13 protein-coding genes are annotated in these 18,362 nt (G+C 39.5%); 10 read left to right on the top strand and 3 right to left on the bottom strand.

The genetic code is table 11. The features are described 5' to 3' along the window. Positions 1 to 347 precede the first annotated feature (347 nt). The 7 genes from miaB (at position 348) to groL (ending at position 8,101) form a co-directional block, all read left to right on the top strand. Positions 348 to 1,778 carry a tRNA (N6-isopentenyl adenosine(37)-C2)-methylthiotransferase MiaB gene (gene miaB, locus HUW48_RS09660; RefSeq protein WP_182415468.1) on the top strand — a complete coding sequence of 477 codons (1,431 nt, stop codon included), beginning with the start codon at positions 348 to 350 and terminating at the stop codon, positions 1,776 to 1,778. A gap of 181 nt (positions 1,779 to 1,959) precedes the next feature. Then, a complete protein-coding gene (locus HUW48_RS09655; RefSeq protein WP_182415467.1) occupies positions 1,960 to 3,222 on the top strand; it encodes a sigma-54 interaction domain-containing protein in 1,263 nt (420 codons plus the stop codon). Next, complete coding sequence (gene lptE / locus HUW48_RS09650; RefSeq protein ID WP_246343806.1) at positions 3,209 to 3,730, top strand: LPS assembly lipoprotein LptE; 522 nt, start codon at positions 3,209 to 3,211, stop codon at positions 3,728 to 3,730. Before HUW48_RS09655 ends, lptE begins: the two co-directional genes overlap by 14 nt. Positions 3,731 to 3,926: 196 nt before the next feature. Then, complete coding sequence (locus HUW48_RS09645; protein WP_182415466.1) at positions 3,927 to 5,360, top strand: hypothetical protein; 1,434 nt, start codon at positions 3,927 to 3,929, stop codon at positions 5,358 to 5,360. 5 nt (positions 5,361 to 5,365) lie between these two features. Next, entirely contained in the window at positions 5,366 to 5,770 is a 405-nt protein-coding gene (secG, locus tag HUW48_RS09640) for a preprotein translocase subunit SecG (RefSeq protein ID WP_182415465.1), read from the top strand. A gap of 331 nt (positions 5,771 to 6,101) precedes the next feature. Further along, entirely contained in the window at positions 6,102 to 6,392 is a 291-nt protein-coding gene (gene groES / locus HUW48_RS09635; protein ID WP_220464010.1) for a co-chaperone GroES, read from the top strand. 68 nt (positions 6,393 to 6,460) lie between these two features. Continuing rightward, positions 6,461 to 8,101 (top strand): chaperonin GroEL, encoded by a 1,641-nt coding sequence (gene groL, locus HUW48_RS09630; protein WP_182415464.1) that lies wholly within the window; start codon positions 6,461 to 6,463, stop codon positions 8,099 to 8,101. A 103-nt stretch (positions 8,102 to 8,204) separates the two neighbouring features. Here the strand turns inward: groL and HUW48_RS09625 are convergent, their stop codons facing one another. Next, positions 8,205 to 8,801 (bottom strand): hypothetical protein, encoded by a 597-nt coding sequence (locus HUW48_RS09625; RefSeq protein ID WP_182415463.1) that lies wholly within the window; start codon positions 8,799 to 8,801, stop codon positions 8,205 to 8,207. Positions 8,802 to 9,022: 221 nt separating this feature from the next. Continuing rightward, positions 9,023 to 10,549, bottom strand: coding sequence for a peptide MFS transporter (locus HUW48_RS09620; RefSeq protein WP_182415462.1), 1,527 nt, complete (start codon positions 10,547 to 10,549; stop codon positions 9,023 to 9,025). A 214-nt stretch (positions 10,550 to 10,763) separates the two neighbouring features. Here HUW48_RS09620 and HUW48_RS09615 point away from each other — a divergent pair, with 214 nt between their 5' ends. Continuing rightward, the gene (locus HUW48_RS09615) at positions 10,764 to 11,480 is read left to right on the top strand and encodes a 16S rRNA (uracil(1498)-N(3))-methyltransferase (protein ID WP_182415461.1); all 717 of its coding nucleotides are present in this window, start codon (positions 10,764 to 10,766) and stop codon (positions 11,478 to 11,480) included. Between the two features lie 10 nt (positions 11,481 to 11,490). After that, positions 11,491 to 12,153, top strand: coding sequence for a DUF4159 domain-containing protein (locus HUW48_RS09610; RefSeq protein ID WP_182415460.1), 663 nt, complete (start codon positions 11,491 to 11,493; stop codon positions 12,151 to 12,153). Between the two features lie 15 nt (positions 12,154 to 12,168). Here HUW48_RS09610 and HUW48_RS09605 read toward each other — a convergent pair whose 3' ends face one another. After that, positions 12,169 to 12,663, bottom strand: coding sequence for a hypothetical protein (locus HUW48_RS09605; protein WP_182415459.1), 495 nt, complete (start codon positions 12,661 to 12,663; stop codon positions 12,169 to 12,171). 865 nt (positions 12,664 to 13,528) lie between these two features. Here HUW48_RS09605 and smc point away from each other — a divergent pair. Beyond that, positions 13,529 to 17,056 carry a chromosome segregation protein SMC gene (gene smc / locus HUW48_RS09600; protein WP_182415458.1) on the top strand — a complete coding sequence of 1,176 codons (3,528 nt, stop codon included), beginning with the start codon at positions 13,529 to 13,531 and terminating at the stop codon, positions 17,054 to 17,056. The last annotated feature ends 1,306 nt before the right edge of the window (positions 17,057 to 18,362 follow it).

The raw sequence follows: 18,362 nt of genomic DNA, 5'->3' as shown, positions 1-18,362 counted from the left end.
TAATTAAACAATAACATTAAATCTTAAACTACTTATAATATCGGTTTTTAGTAAGTAAATAAACCTTTTACCTAATAATAACCTCTCTTATTATTCGAACCTTGGAAGTTCTTTATATTTAGTAAATATTATTAAAGCTTAACCAATTTAGTTCATCCAATCTAATTGGTTAATCAAACATTGGCTAAAGGGAATAGTTAATTATTCGTATTTATTCAGCTATCAGGCAAATAACTCCTCTGGTGTTTTCGTTCAGTTTTAGGTTTGTCTTTTATTCAATATTAATATCTCTGCCATTCTGTCATTCAAAATAAAATTTGTAAATTTGCCCTCTTTAAATGAATAGCATGAACAACTTAGTGGTAGATCTGGATTTTATTGATAACCGCACGGCGGAACAAGCCGCTTGCGAAACCAAAATCAGCGCGGAGACAAATACCGGCCATTTCCGGAAATTATATATTGAGAGTTACGGCTGCCAAATGAATTTCTCGGACAGCGAAATAGTAACTTCTATTTTATTTAAAGAAGGCTTTGATACTACCTCTGACATTAACAAAGCAGATGTAGTATTTCTGAATACCTGCTCGATACGTGAAAAAGCGGAACAAACGGTTCGGCACCGTTTGGTGCATATTAACGGTTTGCGGAAACGCCGTCCGGGTTTAATTATAGGAGTTCTGGGTTGTATGGCCGAGCGTTTAAAGAAGAACTTCCTGGAAGAAGAAAAGATTGTGGATTTGGTAGTAGGACCAGATGCTTACCGCGATTTACCAAATTTACTAAACGAAGTAGATAATGGCCAAAAAGCCGTTAATGTACTTTTATCGCGCGAAGAAACTTACGCTGATATTAATCCGATCCGGTTAAATTCAAATGGGGTTTCGGCGTTTGTTTCCATTATGCGGGGCTGCAATAACATGTGTTCTTTTTGCGTAGTACCTTTTACGCGCGGACGCGAACGGAGCCGGGAACCTTTCTCCATTATCCGGGAAGTAGAAGATTTAGTATCTAATGGATTTAAAGAAGTTACCTTATTAGGTCAGAACGTAGACTCTTACCAGTATATATCCGAAGATGGTTCAGTAAATATTAATTTTGCCGGATTGCTGGAAAGGGTGGCCCAGGTAAACCCTAATTTACGGGTTCGTTTTTCTACCTCACACCCCAAAGATATTACCGACGAGGTTTTGTATACCATAAAAAAGTACGACAATATTTGTAATTACATTCATTTGCCGGTACAAAGCGGTAACTCCCGGATTCTGGAATTAATGAACCGGACCTACGACCGTGACTGGTATTTGAACCGGGTAGATGCTATTCGCCGGATTTTAGGCGAAGATTGTGGTATTTCATCAGATATGATTACGGGTTTCTGCTCCGAAACGGAAGAAGAACACCAGGATACGCTTACCTTAATGGATTACGTACAGTACGATTACTCGTACATGTTTTACTATTCCGAACGTCCTGGTACCCTAGCTGCCCGCAAATTACAAGATGATGTGCCACTGAAAGTAAAAAAACGCCGCTTAGCCGAAGTTATCGAGAAGCAACGCCAGCTTTCTTTGCAGCGCAATCAATTAGCTTTAAATACAGTACACCGGGTTTTAGTAGAAGGATATTCTAAAAAATCGACGGAGCATTTAAGTGGTCGTAACGATCAGAACAAAGTAGTAGTGTTTCCGAAGCAACATTTCCAAAAAGGGGATTACGTGAATGTTTTAGTTACAGATTGTTCGGTTGGTACTTTAATAGGCGAAGCCGTTGATTAGTCAATAGTCGACAGACTACGGACTATGTTGATTTATAAATGCTAATATATTTAGATATAGCTTTAAATATTAATAAATATTTCATGACTATGGTCAGTGGGTTAACTAAATATCTCCATGGATACAGGTCAGTAGACTATCAACTATGGACTATTGACTATGGTCTATGGACTAATAAAACATGAATCAATCAGAAATACAAAGTATAAAACAAAGATTTGGTATTATTGGTAATTCACCTTTGCTCAATTATGCCATTCAGGTAGCGGTACAAGTGGCTCCCACCGATATGACCGTACTTATTACCGGCGAGAGCGGTAGCGGAAAAGAATCGTTTTCGAAAATTATTCATCACTTAAGTCCCCGTAAGCACGGCCAGTTTATAGCCATTAACTGCGGGGCTATTCCGGAAGGAACCATCGACTCCGAATTATTTGGCCACGAGAAAGGCTCCTTCACCGGCGCGCAAGAAGCGCGTAAGGGTTATTTTGAAGTAACCAATGGCGGCACCATTTTTCTGGATGAAATTGGCGAGATGCCTTTAGGTACCCAGGCTCGGTTGCTGCGGGTACTCGAAAACGGCGAATTTATAAAAGTAGGCTCTTCTAAAGTACAAAAAACGGATGTGCGGGTAGTAGCGGCTACCAACGTAAATTTACTAAATGCAGTTCGGGAAGGTGGCTTTCGCGAAGATTTATATTACCGGCTCAATACAGTGCCGATAACCGTACCCCCTTTACGGGACCGGGGAGATGATGTATACTTATTATTCCGGAAGTTCGCGGCAGACTTTGCCGAGAAATACCACGTTAAGCCCGTAACCTTAACCCCCGATGCGGTAATTGAACTGCAACGTTTTCGTTTCCCGGGGAATATTCGCCAATTAAAAAATATTGCGGAACAAATTTCCGTTTTAGAGTACGATCGGGAAATTGATAGTACTAAGTTGCGCCATTATTTACCTCAAGAAGAGGTAAGTTCGTTACCTATGGTACTTCCTGGCATTCGTAAAAACGAGCAAAATTTCTCGGAGCGTGATCTGCTTTACAAGGTGCTTTTTGACATGAAAAAAGACGTAACTGATTTAAAAAAATTAGTGTACGAATTTATTAGCCCGCAAACGAATAAAGCTTCTATTTTACAGGAACACGGGCATCTTTTTGAAAACATGGACGACATTGATCGTCATAACTATTCAACCCCGGAGAAATCAGATAATATTTTACTTTCGGTAAATGAGGATTCCGATGATTACGATAAAGTAGAAGACATTCCGCATGAAACCGAAGAAGAGACCTTATCTTTAGAAAGTAAAGAAAAAGAAATGATTTTAAAGGCTCTTAAAAAGCATAATAATAAACGGAAGTACGCGGCTCATGATTTAGGCATTTCGGAGCGAACTCTTTACCGCAAATTAAAACAATACGACATTGAAGAATTATAGTGTATTTAAAACAAGCTTATTCTTTTGGCTTGCTTTTACTTTAACCGGTTGCGGTGTTTATTCTTTCACCGGTACTAACATCGATCCATCTATTAAAACCATGAGCGTTCTCAACTTTGAGAATAACTCCGGCCAGGGACCTTCTAACTTAACGCAATTGGTAAGCGAAGAATTTAGAGATTATTTTCAGCGTAACACTAATTTAAAATTAATTCCGCAAAACGGAGATTTACAGTTTGAAGGACAGATATTGTCTTTTAATTTTAGTCCGGCAGCTTTACAGAAACAAGGAGAAACAGATGTGGCTTCCGTTAACCGACTAACTGTAAGCTTGCAGGTACGGTACAAAAACAACAAAGATCCGAAGCAGGATTTTGAACAATCTTTCTCCGCTTTTCGCGATTTTCAACAAAATCAGAATATTTCCTCGATTGATAATGCCGCCTTGCGCCCAATCGTAGAACAGTTGGTTATGGACGTATTTAATAAATCTCTGGCTAATTGGTAGTGGGTTAAAAGGTTTGAATGTTAGAAGGTTAAAATTATATTTTCCATTATCTAATAAGTGCAAGAATATATTTTCAAGTTTTGCGATTTATGCTTTTGTTGATTGAATTAATATAAACAACTAAACTTTATAGTCTTCCAAATTTTAACCTTTTAACTTTTCAACCTTCCAACTTTTCAACCTTTTAACAAATAGCATGAATAAATCAGCTTTACTCCAAATGATGAACCACGTTTCGGCGCTCTCCGATCAGGATGTGGAAGAATTGGAAAAGTTGGTTAAGAATTTCCCGTATTGCCAAACGGCTCATTTGCTTATTGCAAAAGCGTCGTTGGATAAAGGTAGTATGCTGTCGAACCAAAAGCTGCGCAAAGCAGCGGCTTACGCTACTAACCGACATTTACTAAAAAAATTAATCTACACTTCTGACGCTGCCGTTTCGCTTGCTGCCATTAACGAACAAGAGTATACCGAAACTCAAACGGAAAAACCGGTTTTAAATAACTCTAATCATCTGATTGAACCGGATGATACGGAGCAAAACCAAGTTGGTGCCCCCATCAGTGAAGATGAGGTAGAAGTGGCAGAACCTGCACCAGAAAGTACTACAGCAAACTCCGCATTAGCCACCAATTCTCTTTCTATCTCTCCGGAAGAAAAGGACCATACCGAATCAGTCGAAATAATTATTTTACCTGATGAAGAAGTAACAGAAATAGAGAATTCGGAAATTGTATTGGATGAAGTAGAAAGTATTCCTTATTCACCAGAATTAGAAACTACTTTACCTAATGATTTGCCTGTTGTGGAAGAACCACCGTTATCTGTTCCGGAAATAGAAGCGGTAACTCCATTACAACCGACAACTTCATTTACAAAAGACGAGGTAGATGAATTATTACAGGTTGAAAAATGGAAAATTAATACCTCTTCTTCACCAAAAGAAAATCCAGTTGAAATAAATAATAATGGCTCCGAACAGGACTTGGAATCTACCCCAATTACGCAGGAACCAGCTGAAATTATTCGGTACGAATTAGAAGTGCCGGAAGAACCGGAAGAAGGAACTTTAAACCAAACACTAGCGAATTTTGATACTTATCTGTTTCAGCCGGAGCAAGATGAATATTTACCTGGTGAATTAAAAGCAGCTACTAACGAAGAATTTATTCGCGATGTTTTTCTCTCCAACCAGGTAGGTTATTGGATGGGCTCCAGCCGTTTAGGCGAGTTATTACAAGTAAAAGACGAAGTAACCCGTCATACGCCGTTGCAGTTTTACCCGGATTTAATATTAGAGTACAGCAAACAAAATTACTTAACCCCAACCGATCCGCCCAAAATTACTCCGGTAGGCCGGCAGTTTGAAATTATTGACCAGTTCTTAAAAGCTAATCCAAAGCTAAAAACTTTTTCGAACGAAAAACTGCGGACGGAGCCTCAGGATGATTTAGCTTTTAAGAGCACGAAAAACACCAAAAACCTAGCTTCAGAAAACTTGGCTACTATTTTGATAAAGCAAGGAAAACTTAAGAAAGCTATCAAAATTTATGAGCATCTGATAGTTAAAATACCAGAAAAAAAAGCTTACTTTGCGTCTCAAATTGAAAATTTAAGAAACCAGTTATAACTTATATGTACATTGCCCTTATTTGTATCATTATTTTTGTTTGTGTTCTACTTATTTTAGTAGTTCTGTCCCAAAATTCAAAAGGTGGAGGTTTATCAAGTCAATTTGGCGCAGGTTCCAGTCAATTAATGGGTGTAAAAAGAACCGGCGACTTACTCGAGAAATTAACCTGGGGTTTTGCAATTGCTCTAGTTTTACTCACTTTAACTTCGCACGTAATTCTTGACGAAAATAGCAGTGCGGTTGAGTCGCGCAGTGTAAACGTAGAAAAAGCTAGCCAGGAAAGAGCCGCTCCGGCAGCCGCACCAGTTATTCCGCCAGCCGGCACTAAAACACCAGCTGGTACTACTACTCCTGCCCAGCAGCCAGCCGTTAGTACTCCGGGCGTAACTACTGACACTACCAAGTAATACTTTAATCACCAACTAATCATAATACCGGGATTGCCCAAAGCAATGCCGGTATTTTATTTTATGCATCTTTAATTTTTTTTCCAGGGTTATCGGTAAAGAGGTTTGATCGGGAAAGTGACACGCTTTTTTAGACTGACAGACTAATCTGACAGTTCTGACAGGTTGCCGATAGATAAAACTGAAAAAATGACGACATTAGTCATGAAAACAGGCTTGGCACAAGAAATGTTAGAAACCTTACGCCTAACAATTAGAAGCATCTGCTTTAAAAACGAACTTAATTAGAACATCCATATTTACTTTAAACTATTAAACTATAGAAAAACCTATGGCAATTAACATTAAACCATTAGCAGACAGAGTAATTGTTGCTCCGGCAGCAGCTGAAGAAAAAACCAAATCAGGTATTATTATTCCGGACACTGCCAAAGAAAAACCACAAAGAGGTGAAATTGTGGCAGTAGGTGAAGGAAAAGTTTCGGAGCAAGGGGTTTTAGTTAAACCGCAATTGCAGGTCGGCGATCAGGTTTTATACGGTAAATATGCCGGTACTGAAATCACCATTGATGGTCAGGATTACCTGATTATGCGTGAGTCTGATATTTTTGCGGTAGTTTAATATAACCGCTCTTTTATCTGTAAAAACTAACTAAACTTATTATTTATTATTTAAAGACTTAAAAAATTATGGCTAAGAATATTTCGTTTGATACCGATGCCCGTAATAAAATTAAAGTTGGTGTAGATAAACTGGCCAACGCTGTTAAAGTTACCCTCGGTCCAAAAGGCCGTAACGTTGTAATCGATAAAAAATTCGGAGCACCAGCTATTACCAAAGATGGGGTAACTGTTGCAAAAGAAATTGAGCTGAAAGATCCTATCGAAAATATGGGTGCTCAGTTAGTAAAAGAAGTTGCTTCCAAAACTGCTGATCAGGCCGGTGATGGTACTACTACTGCTACCGTATTAGCCCAGGCTATTTATACTGCCGGTTCTAAAAACGTAGCTGCCGGTGCCAACCCAATGGATCTGAAAAGAGGTATCGACAAAGCCGTTCAGGCAGTAGTGGAAAACCTGAGAACTCAATCCAAAAAAATTGAAAATTCAAGTGAGATTTCTCAAGTAGGTACTATCTCTGCTAATAACGATGCTGAAATCGGTAAAATGATTGCCGATGCGATGGATAAAGTAGGTAAAGATGGCGTTATTACCGTTGAAGAAGCAAAAGGTACTGAAACCGAAGTAAAAACGGTAGAAGGTATGCAGTTCGACCGTGGTTACTTATCTCCCTACTTCGTAACCAACCCAGAGAAAATGGAAGCAGATTTAGATAACGCTTTCATTTTAATCTACGACAAAAAAGTTTCTACCATGAAAGAATTACTGCCTGTATTAGAGCAAGTAGTTCAGACTGGTAAGCCATTAGTTATTATTGCAGAAGATGTAGACGGCGAAGCCCTGGCAACTTTAGTAGTAAACAAACTGCGTGGTTCTTTAAAAATTGCTGCTGTTAAAGCTCCTGGCTTCGGCGACCGTCGTAAAGCCATGTTAGAAGATATCGCCGTATTAACCGGTGGTCAGGTAATTTCTGAAGAAAGAGGTTTCAAATTAGAAAACGCTACTTTAGATTACTTAGGACAGGCTGAAAAAATTATCATTGACAAAGACAACACTACAATTGTTAATGGTAAAGGCGAAAAATCTGAAATCACTGGCCGTATTGCGCAAATTAAAGCGCAAATGGAAACTACCACTTCTGATTACGACCGCGAAAAATTACAAGAACGTTTAGCTAAATTATCTGGTGGTGTGGCTATTCTTTACATTGGTGCTTCTACCGAAGTAGAAATGAAAGAAAAGAAAGACCGCGTAGATGATGCGTTACACGCTACCCGCGCTGCCGTTGAAGAAGGTGTTGTAGCTGGTGGTGGTGTTGCTCTGGTACGGGCCATCGAAATCCTGAAAGACGTACAAGTTGAGAACGACGACCAGTTAACCGGTGTAAACATTATCCGTACTGCTCTGGAAGCTCCGCTTCGTACTATTGTATCAAATGCTGGTGGTGAAGGTTCTGTAATTATTCAGAAAGTACGCGAAGGCAAAGATGATTACGGTTATAACGCTCGCGAAGACAAATTTGAAAACTTGTTCGCGGCTGGTATCATCGACCCAACTAAAGTTACCCGTTTAGCTTTAGAGAACGCTGCTTCTATTGCCGGTATGTTATTAACTACCGATTGCGTAATCTCTGATGAGCCAGAAGAAGAAAAAGCTGGCGCTGGTGCTGGTATGCCAGGTGGCATGGGCGGCATGGGTGGCATGATGTAAGATCCTCCCCTTTTAAAATAAACAAAAAGCCCCGTAAATTTCCGGGGCTTTTTGTTTTACAATATTATAACCACCACTTTAAACGAATGCTTATACTAGCATTTTATTGTAATTCCTTTATTAAAATGGTAATATTGTGCGGGGCTGTTTCATCGCCGCCAAAATAAGGGAACAGCTTGTATTTATTGGAATTACCGGAGCAGCCACGTTCCATCTCAACGGTTTTACCATCCAGCTTAAAAACGTATTTACCATCTAAAGCTTCCAGCTCGTATTCATATTCTTTGTTTAATTCAACTGCCGTAATAAATTCTTCGTTACGGGTTTGGTTTTTATACGTGTAAGCTAGAATTTCTAACTGATTATTGTACCAACGCCAGCCAAAGCGCGCACTATTACTCTGGTGGTCAGAACCGCAATCAGAAAACCCATACAATTTGTTTATATCAGCCTGGTTCCCTTTATCCTTGGTAATATAAACAGCCGATTTATCAAATTTTACAATAAATTTAAGCTTGTTCGATGTAACTAATCCTATATTATTGTTTGTGTAATGATTATTTTCCGGAATAACGTAAGTAGTAAAACCAGTATAAGTTTCTTCTTTGGGCTCATCCAGAATAATTTTTTCTATTTCGTCGCAGCTAGTAAACAAAACAGTTAAAGCTAAACAAGCCGCCGAAAAGTAAGTTTTTAACATATTTTATATTTTATCAGGATAGATTACTGTGTCAACATAGCTGAATAAGCTTTAAGTTCTCGTTAAGATTTAGGTTTTATGGCAATTGGCGGGAGTACTATCCACTTCTAAAATAAATTATAATTCTTTAAATATATTAACCAAACGTCTTAAACTGCTTAAAACAAAAACAGCCGGTAATTGCTCTAATTACCGGCTGTTCTTACTTACCAACTATAGAATTATACGGGAGCATTCATCATCTTAACCAACCTACGATTTACTAAAAACAATATTAAAGAAGCCAGCGCTGCTGAAACCACAAATACCATAAAGAAGCTATATAAGTCAGTTATTTCATAACCAAATAAATTAGGAGCAGGTTTGCCCGCCTCCGGGTATAAACTACTCATGAAACCAGCCAGGTAATTAGCTGCCGCATTTGCTAAAAACCACACGGCCATTAACAAAGAACTAAATTTTAAAGGCGCTAATTTATTCACCAGAGATAGACCAATTGGTGATAAACACAATTCTCCAATGGAATGAAGAAAATACAAGGCTACCAGGTAAAACATGCTTACTTTAATACCGGGTTGTAAATCGTCTACCCCAAAACACATTATTAAATAACCCAGAGCAAGTAAAGCCAAACCTATTACCATTTTAAGGGGCGAAGGTGGTTCCATGCCACGATGACCTAATGCCGTCCAGAGCAAAGCCATTAAGGGAGCACAGGTAACAATAAAGAAAGCATTTAAATTTTGAAAAATACTGGCGGGTAAGGTATAACCAAATATGGTGCGGTTCATTTGTTCGTCGGCGAAGAAAGTAAGCGAGGCAGGAGCTTGTTCAAAGGCCGCCCAAAAGAATACCACAAAAAAGGCTACCGTAAATATAACGTAAACCCGCTGCCGGTCGCCAGCTGTTAAAGATTTATCTAATAATATTAAAGCGGCAATGCCTAATGCAGATAGAATAAGCAAGGGCATAATCACCGAAAACGTAGTAGTATCTATCCAAAGAAAACCTAAGGCTACCGCTAGCATTACAGGTATTAACATAAATACACCTTTTACTCCCGGCGAGGAAACGGGGGTATTACCAACTTGCTCCCCTTCGGGGGTGTGCAGGTATTTATTTTTTCCCCATTGAAACAAGGCGGTTCCCAAAAGCATGGCAATGCCGCAGGCCAGAAAAGCCCAGCGAAAATCTTCGGGCCGGCCGGTATCTCCTACTAAACTGGTAATGGTGTTGCCAATAAAAGAACCCAGGTTAATGCCCATGTAAAAAATAGTATAAGCAGCGTCTCTTCTTCTATCTTCCGGGGTATAGAGCGAACCTACCATAGTAGAAATATTTGGCTTAAAAAAGCCATTCCCTATAATCATACCGCCCAAACCTAAATAAAGCAAGCCTTGCCCCAGAGGAGTACCATAGGTGCTGCCGGCCGCAAATAAAACAAATTGACCCAGGGCCATTAAAACACCACCCGTTAAAATGGAACGCCGATTGCCCCAGTACCGGTCAGATATATATCCCCCAATCAATGGGGTCAGGTAAATTAAACTGGTATAACCACCATAAAATTTGGATGCAAAAGCTTTATCCATCATCATGGCTTTAGTTAAGAAAAGCACCAGCACCGCCCGCATGCCGTAATAACTAAAGCGCTCCCACATTTCCGTCGCGAAAAGCAAATACAAACCTTTGGGATGCCCTTGGGTTTTGGTACTTGGTTCCGCGTATAAGCTCGTAGTTGGTTCCATGTATAAGATTTAGAAATTTTTTAAATAAATAACGTATTTTTGAATAAAGTAAATCTACAATCTCTCCAGCAATTACACAATTTTTAATTTTCTAATAATAAGATTTAAATCTATTTTAATCGTAAATTCTAATAGTATAATCCTTAAGAATGTATGCCTTACTTTTAAGTAAAACTTACTAAATTCTTATTCAAAAAAATTTCAAAACTCCTATATGCACCTATTTTATACTCCGGATATTGCAATAGAAACGTACACCTTAAGCGAAGACGAATCAAAACATAGTATACGGGTATTAAGGTTACAGGAAGGTGACGAAATAAACCTGATAGATGGGAAAGGCACTTTTTACACGGCTCGTATTACCACTGCCAACCCTAAAAGATGTGCCTTACAGATAATAAATAAGATACCAGAATTCGGGAAAAGATCGTTTTACGTACATGTGGCGGTTGCACCCACCAAGAATCTTGACCGCATGGAATGGTTTGTAGAGAAAGCAGTAGAAATTGGAATAGATGAAATTTCGTTTTTACTATGTGAGCGATCGGAACGGAAAAATTTAAACCTGGATAGGTTAGAAAAGATAGCGGTAAGTGCCATGAAACAATCAGTGAAAGCATATTTACCGCAGTTAAACGAAATGCAGGCTTTTACGTCTTTTATTCGACAAGTAGATGCGGCAAACACGTACATCGCCCACCTCGAAAATCATGACCGAACTGCTTTAAGCCAGGTGCAAGTGAGCAAAAAAACTTGTATATTAATAGGCCCGGAAGGAGATTTTTCCGTTAAGGAAATTGAACTGGCCTATAGCCTCGGAATAAAACCGGTTACCTTAGGAATCTCGCGGTTACGCACCGAAACAGCAGCCTTGGTAGCGTGCCATACCGTAAATTTAGTGCATGAACTTAAATCAGTATTACCTTAGTTAATTTTATATGAAAACCTTTATTTGTTTGTTGGCACTGCTTTGGGTAAGTGCGGCTACCGTTAATGCGCAACAAGCCAGTTTTAAAATTGCCAAATTAAAATACAATGGCGGAGGCGATTGGTACGCAAACAAAACGTCTCTCAGCAATTTAATTCAATTTTGTAACCAAAGCCTGCGTATGAATATATCGCCGGAAGAAGCCGTGGTAGAAGTGGGTAGCCCGGAGTTATTATCTTACCCGTTTGTTCACATGACAGGCCACGGAAACGTGGTATTTTCTGAATCAGAAGCGGAGAACTTACGCAAATATTTAACGGGGGGCGGTTTCCTGCACATCGACGATAATTATGGTTTAGATAAATTTATCCGGGCCGAGATGAAAAAAGTATTTCCGGAGCTTGAATTTGTAGAATTGCCTTTTAACCATCCGGTATACCACCAGAAGTTTGATTTTGATAAAGGCTTACCTAAAATTCACGAGCACGATAACAAGCCGCCGCAAGGATTCGGATTAATTTTCCAGGGCCGCTTGGTTTGTTTTTACTCTTACGAATGTGATTTAGGTAACGGTTGGGAAGATCAGGAAACCTACAATGATCCGGAAGAAAAACGGCAGCAAGCTTTACAAATGGGCGCCAATCTTCTCTCCTACGCTACTACTCAATTTTAAAATTCCGGTATTTATTTAATAATCTACCCGGCGGTTCAACACTTCTGACAAAATAAAAGCAGTTCGTACGCTTTGCGGATTCCGCAAAAGTTTAGCATAATTAATGGTTGAGTTAGTCTGCACAACGGGGGGCTTGGTCTGGCGAGCCTGTTCTATAGCCGATGGTTTCCGGATAATTTCTCTGGGACTTACAGGAATTGTTTCTAAAGATTTCGGCCGAGTATCTGTTTTTTCTAAAGTTCTGGCGGGCATTACAGTTCTTTCGGAGGGAGCGCGTCTTTCTAGCGATTTTGGAGGAGTTACTTGTTTTGCCCGTTCGCTGGAGGCTTTCATTTCTTTTAAAATATCCTGATAGGAGGTTGCCGGAGGAGCCGGTACCGGATACACACTCGGTGCTTTAGGTCGGTTGCCAGTCGTTGACTCTGGTGATTGGAAAGCTTTCAGCCACATTCGCACTACCCAAATAATTACCGCTATTAAAATATAAAAAATCCATTTAAATTCTTCCATGCTTTAAGTTACAGGTTTTGAGTTAATGTTTGTAAAGTTTAGTAATAATTAATACCAAATTGCATCAAAAATCTACTAAGATTTTGCTTGCTAGTAAGCGTTTTCTTTGGAGCCTTTTCAAGTCTCCAATCATCGGCGCTAACTTGTTTGTTAACTTCAAGTTTGCCTCATGGCCAGCGGGCCTCGTTTGGCTCTTTCGAGGCTTATCTAAGCTTCCTTTGCTCGTAACTCGCAATGCCTCGTTCCTCGGCACCTAAACCTTAGAAGGCCCTCCACAGCCAAACTGGTATCTTTGCTAGTAGCTCCAGCTTTTCTTCCACATCTTGTATAATGTAAGAAGAAGAAGAATGGTTTTCATGAGCTGCTACTAATGACAAGAATTAACGGAATTAACTTTCCTAGTTCTGCTTCTCCTCTCCGAAATTCCTAATAAATTCGGCTTCATACAAGCTAATACTACAAAAAAAGTAAAAGCCGGAGCTACTAGCATCTGACATCAGTTTGGCTGTGGAGCACCTGCTAGAATTCCGGTGCCGCAGGCATTCCTCAGACGGAGTCGAGGAAAGGAGGGCTGGCTAGCGAGTGCGGAAGAGCCAAACGGGGCCCGCCGGCCACGAGGCAAACTCAGCCTTGTCATATAAGTTAGCACCGCTGCCTGGAGTCTTTGAAAGGCTCCAAAGAAGAAAATCAAAGTCTGCTAGAGCAACCACTGCTTACTATGGGGTATAACTGCGTTGATGACTTACTCTAATTTAAAAACTTACTAATTATAAAACCAAATTCCCTGACAGGTGCGAGTTTCTTTCAATAAAAAAGAATAAATCGTATTTTTGTTTTGGCGGAGAAGTTTCCGGTTGATGATTAGATGCAAGTATCAAAATTAGAAATTAAAGGTTTCAAAAGCTTCGGCGATAAAGTTACGATCAATTTTAACGAGGGTATTACCGGGATTGTAGGCCCTAACGGTTGTGGTAAATCCAACATTGTAGATGCTATCCGGTGGGTGCTAGGCGAGCAGAAAACCCGAAATTTGCGTTCCGATAAAATGGAGAACGTTATTTTTAACGGCTCCAAAAACCGGAAACCGCAGCAACTCGCCGAAGTGTCGCTTACCTTCGATAACAATAAAAACATTTTACCCACCGAGTACTCGCAGGTAACGGTTACCCGGCGTTATTTCCGGAACGGCGATAGCGAATATTTACTAAATAATGTAACCTGCCGACTTAAAGACATAACCGATTTATTTCTGGATACTGGTATTGGCACAGACTCGTACGCCATTATTGAATTAAAAATGGTTGATGAGATCCTGAACGATAAAGAAAACTCCCGTCGAACCTTGTTTGAGGAAGCCGCCGGAATATCTAAATTTAAAGTCCGGAAAAAGCAAACCTTAAAAAAACTCGAAGAAACCGATGCTGATTTAGAACGGGTAGAAGACGTATTATTTGAAATCGGGAAAAACCTAAAATCCTTGGAACGGCAAGCCAAGGTTTTTGAGCGTTACTCCCGTTTAAAAGAAGAATATAAAACGTACAGTCTGGAGTACGCCCGCCGTAACATTGCCCAACATTTACAAACTCTTGACCGGCTGGAAAATGATTTGCAAAAAGAATCCGATCAAAAGTTGAATTTTGCCCGTGAACTAGATGAGTTAGAAACTTCCTTATTTGAACAAAAAACAATTCTAAATTTAATTCAGGAGCAACTAGCTGGTGAGCAGCGAAACTTATCGGAGCAAACAGCTAAAATTCGGCAACTGGAAAACGATTTAAAATTAAAATCGGAGCGAATTAATTACCTGAAGGAACGTTTACGCACGCTGCACCAGCAAATTAACCTTGATTCGGTAGCGCTTAACCAAACTCAGGAAAGCATTACGCAACTGCAGGAAGAAACCGTTGATTTGCAAAGCCAATATGCCGAAGCGGAACACCAGGTAAGTTTATCGCGCCGGGAACTGGAACAAGCCAATCAGCACAAAATGATTATTCAAAATACGGCCCAGGATTTAACCAACCAGCAACGAACTAAGCAAAATGCAGTTTTCCAGCTCCGCAAGGATATGGAAATTACCCAGATGCAGATTGTTAATCTTACCAACGAAATTGACCGGATTGGACAAACGCAGCAAAACGACCAGCAGCATGCCGATAAATATCGTACGGAGCTAACCGATTTAGAAGAAAATCTAACTCAGAAAAACCACGAACTAGAACATTTATTACAGCAAGAAGAAGAACTCCGGGCGAATATTACTAAATCTGAAACGGAAATTCAGAATCTACGGGCTAAATTGCAGGAAATTAACCGTAAAATAGACGCGAAGAAGAACCAGTATAATCTTACTAAATCCTTGGTTGAAAATCTGGAAGGATTTCCGGAGGCAATCAAGTTTTTATACAAATCTAAAAACTGGCAAAAGCCAGCCCCGCTCCTCTCCGACCTGATTGTGTGTGATCAGGAATACAAAGCATTAATAGAAAGTTACCTGGAGCCCTACATGAATTTTTTCGTGGTGGATACCGTAGAAGATGCCTTAGAAGCAATTCAACTACTGAACAATCAGAACAAAGGGCGGGCTAATTTTATTATTCTGGATGAAGTGGAAGATTTAGAAGCCTCTCCTACCGCCTCCACTCCCAAATACAAAGCCGCTTACGAAGTAGTGTCAGCGGCCGAAAAATACCACAACCTGGTACGCTACATTTTGCAGGAAGTTTATATTGCCCATGATTCAACCCCCGATTTTAGCAGCCAGGATAACCGCACTTTTATCTTAAAAGATGGTTCTATTATTAAAAAGCCGTTGAGTATTTCGGGGGGCTCCGTGGGGTTGTTTGATGGAAACCGGATTGGCCGCAAGCAAAACCTCGAAAACCTGGCTCTGGAATTACAACAATTGATGCAGGAAGCGGAGTTATTAAAAGTAAAAATCAACACGCAACAACAGGTTTTACTAAATTATCAAAATGCTACCCACCAAAACGCCATCAAGCAATTAGAGAAAAATATTTCGGGATGGCAGCAGGAATTAGTAGCTGTTCGGGTCCGGCACGAGCAACACGAACTTTTAAAAGCTAACAGCCAGAACAAAGTTCTGGACTTAACCAGCCAACTCGAAGACTTACGGTATAAAAGTTACGAACTAAGACCGCAGTTAGAGGAAGAACAACAAGAATTAAAACGGCTGGAAAATGAATTTCAGGCTTTTAACGAATCTTTGGCGCGGCAGAACGAGGTCATTCAAAATATTACCACCCTTTACAACCAGGAAAATATTAAATACCACCAGCTTAAAAACCGCTTAGGTAGTTTGCAGCAGGAAATTAATTACAAGCAAAAGTCTTTTGATACCAATTCAGCCCGATTAAAAACGCAGGAGGAAGAACTGAGCAACGCCGAAGAAGAAATTTACATTTTAGAAGAGTTTATCCAAGAGAATTCGGCTTTACTCGAAGAATTTAATAGCCAGCGCCAGGAGATTGCCCAGAAACTGGATCAGGTAGAAAAAGAGTTTTTCACCGTTCGAGGTGAGATTGATTTAAAAGATAAAAGTATCCGCGAACTACAACGCAAGCGCCAAAACGCCGACGAAATTGTAGCCAGCGTACAACAAGCCGCCAACGAAACAAAAATTAAATTAGTAGCCGTGCGCGAACGCTTGTTAGCGGAGTTTAGTATTTCGGAAGAAGAAATTATGCAATCGTCGGAAGCATCTCTTGATTTGCCTACCGACGAGCTAAACAAGCAAATTGCCGAAATAAAAATCAAGCTGGATAACGTTGGTCCGGTAAACCCAACGGCGGCCCAGGCCTACGAAGAAATTAACGAACGGCACAACTTTATTAAAACCCAACGGGAAGACTTATTTCAGGCGAAAGAAGCTTTGCTGCAAACCATAAACGAAATTGATACGGTAGCCAAGCAAAAGTACCTGGATTCTTTTGAGATGATCAAGAATAACTTTATCCGGGTTTTTCAATCGCTATTTTCTGAAGACGATTCTTGTGATTTAGTTATTGCCGATCCAGCTAATCCACTGGAATCTAAAATTGAAATTATGGCCCGGCCAAAAGGAAAGCGGCCCTTAACCATTAATCAGTTATCGGGTGGGGAAAAAACATTAACGGCTATTTCGCTATTATTTGCCATTTACCTGTTAAAACCAGCGCCATTCTGTATTTTCGATGAGGTTGATGCCCCTCTGGATGATGCCAATATTGATAAGTTTAACAACATTGTAAAGAAGTTTTCCGGTGAATCGCAGTTTATTGTGGTTACCCATAACAAGCGAACTATGGTATCAACGGATATAATTTACGGAGTAACCATGCTGGAACCAGGTGTATCAAGAGTTATTCCGGTTGATTTGCGCCAGTTAGCTTAATTCGTTCAGGTTAGATAATAAATTAAATGTCAGGGTTTTAGTAACCCGTGGCTTTTACTTTATAAAAAATTACTTTTTTCTTATGATAGGATTAAAAATATAAAGCCTTTACTACCTTTTGTAAGAATAAGTAACCCGGAAAGCTCCCCAAACAAGATTATCCTGCACCTAGAACTCAGCTAAGTCCATCAACGCATCTTATCCCTCATCTTGCAAGGATCTAACCGGTTCAAAGCAATCGCCTGTGCAGTATTAAACCGCAATTTTCTGGTTAAAGGAGGTAACATGAATTACTTTACATCGGGTCCTCTTTTCTGCCGGTTAGATCCTTCCAGAATGACTTAAAGGAAATAATAGATTTAACTTTCAACTCAGGTTTTAAGCATTCTTGTTGTCAAAACTTACTGAATTTATTGACTCTTTATTAGTAGAGCATTTTCGGAACAAAAGGCAGTTCAGGCGATTATTTGCATTTCTGAAAATTCAAATTTCTTGCTTTTACCTATTTTCTGCTTTTGTACTTCTGGCAAAATTTCTTCCAGAATAAATCGGGCAATCCGGTCGTTGAGTTTATGAAATATGTTGCTTCGGTTATAGAGAACTACTGGGCTGTCTTCTTGCTTAATAGCACCCGGCTCTAAAAATGCCCCAAGATAACGGACATTTATTTAAGGGAAATCAGGCTGTCCATTATTCTAGGCACATTATATAGAATTCCATTTAAATAATGGTACAAGCAGCCAGAATTTTCAGTCATATACACCGTTGGAATATAAGCCCTATACCAACAGCGAGTAACTGGAGATATAGCAGCGTTTTTAAATCGAAAGCGCAAAATCTCACCTTTTGGTATTGGTTGTAACTGGTTTTGAGACGTTTTTAATAATAATTGTTCATGTGCCACATTACTAGAATCACTTAGAATTTTACTACTATTACGCTTAGGCCTACTAACAAAAGCCAGGCTACTTAACAGGATTAAATAAAGATGAAACTTGGCGAATGTTTAATTCAATTTTTAAATTGAACAGGTGCTAAAACAAGTAAGCATATCATTTCTGAAACCTTTATCTTCCAAAAAAATTTAGCGCAATTACAAAAATCAAGAACTTGAAAGTGTGAAGAAACCAGAATAAATTTGTTTAGCAGGATAAAAAATAAACAGACCTGTTTTGTTACGTTCAAACCAATCGAACCTTCTTTTCTCCGACGAATTTTGCTTACGTTTTAAATTTTATAAATAACCTTAATCCGGAGGAAAGGTTAGTTTAACTCATTATTTTTATAAAATAGTAAAATCGAATTT

The organism is Adhaeribacter radiodurans (assembly GCF_014075995.1).
Classification (GTDB): domain Bacteria; phylum Bacteroidota; class Bacteroidia; order Cytophagales; family Hymenobacteraceae; genus Adhaeribacter; species Adhaeribacter radiodurans.
The sequence above is the reverse complement of the archived record's forward strand: the minus strand, read 5'-3'. Positions and strand labels throughout refer to the sequence as shown.

Excerpts from the sequence above, each read along its gene's own strand:
- miaB (WP_182415468.1), top strand. The coding sequence starts at position 348 with ATGAACAACTTAGTGGTAGATCTGGATTTTATTGATAACCGCACGGCG.
- HUW48_RS09655 (WP_182415467.1), top strand. The coding sequence starts at position 1,960 with ATGAATCAATCAGAAATACAAAGTATAAAACAAAGATTTGGTATTATT.
- HUW48_RS09645 (WP_182415466.1), top strand. The coding sequence starts at position 3,927 with ATGAATAAATCAGCTTTACTCCAAATGATGAACCACGTTTCGGCGCTC.
- secG (WP_182415465.1), top strand. The coding sequence starts at position 5,366 with ATGTACATTGCCCTTATTTGTATCATTATTTTTGTTTGTGTTCTACTT.
- groES (WP_220464010.1), top strand. The coding sequence starts at position 6,102 with ATGGCAATTAACATTAAACCATTAGCAGACAGAGTAATTGTTGCTCCG.
- groL (WP_182415464.1), top strand. The coding sequence starts at position 6,461 with ATGGCTAAGAATATTTCGTTTGATACCGATGCCCGTAATAAAATTAAA.
- HUW48_RS09625 (WP_182415463.1), bottom strand. The coding sequence starts at position 8,801 with ATGTTAAAAACTTACTTTTCGGCGGCTTGTTTAGCTTTAACTGTTTTG.
- HUW48_RS09620 (WP_182415462.1), bottom strand. The coding sequence starts at position 10,549 with ATGGAACCAACTACGAGCTTATACGCGGAACCAAGTACCAAAACCCAA.
- HUW48_RS09615 (WP_182415461.1), top strand. The coding sequence starts at position 10,764 with ATGCACCTATTTTATACTCCGGATATTGCAATAGAAACGTACACCTTA.
- HUW48_RS09610 (WP_182415460.1), top strand. The coding sequence starts at position 11,491 with ATGAAAACCTTTATTTGTTTGTTGGCACTGCTTTGGGTAAGTGCGGCT.
- HUW48_RS09605 (WP_182415459.1), bottom strand. The coding sequence starts at position 12,663 with ATGGAAGAATTTAAATGGATTTTTTATATTTTAATAGCGGTAATTATT.
- smc (WP_182415458.1), top strand. The coding sequence starts at position 13,529 with ATGCAAGTATCAAAATTAGAAATTAAAGGTTTCAAAAGCTTCGGCGAT.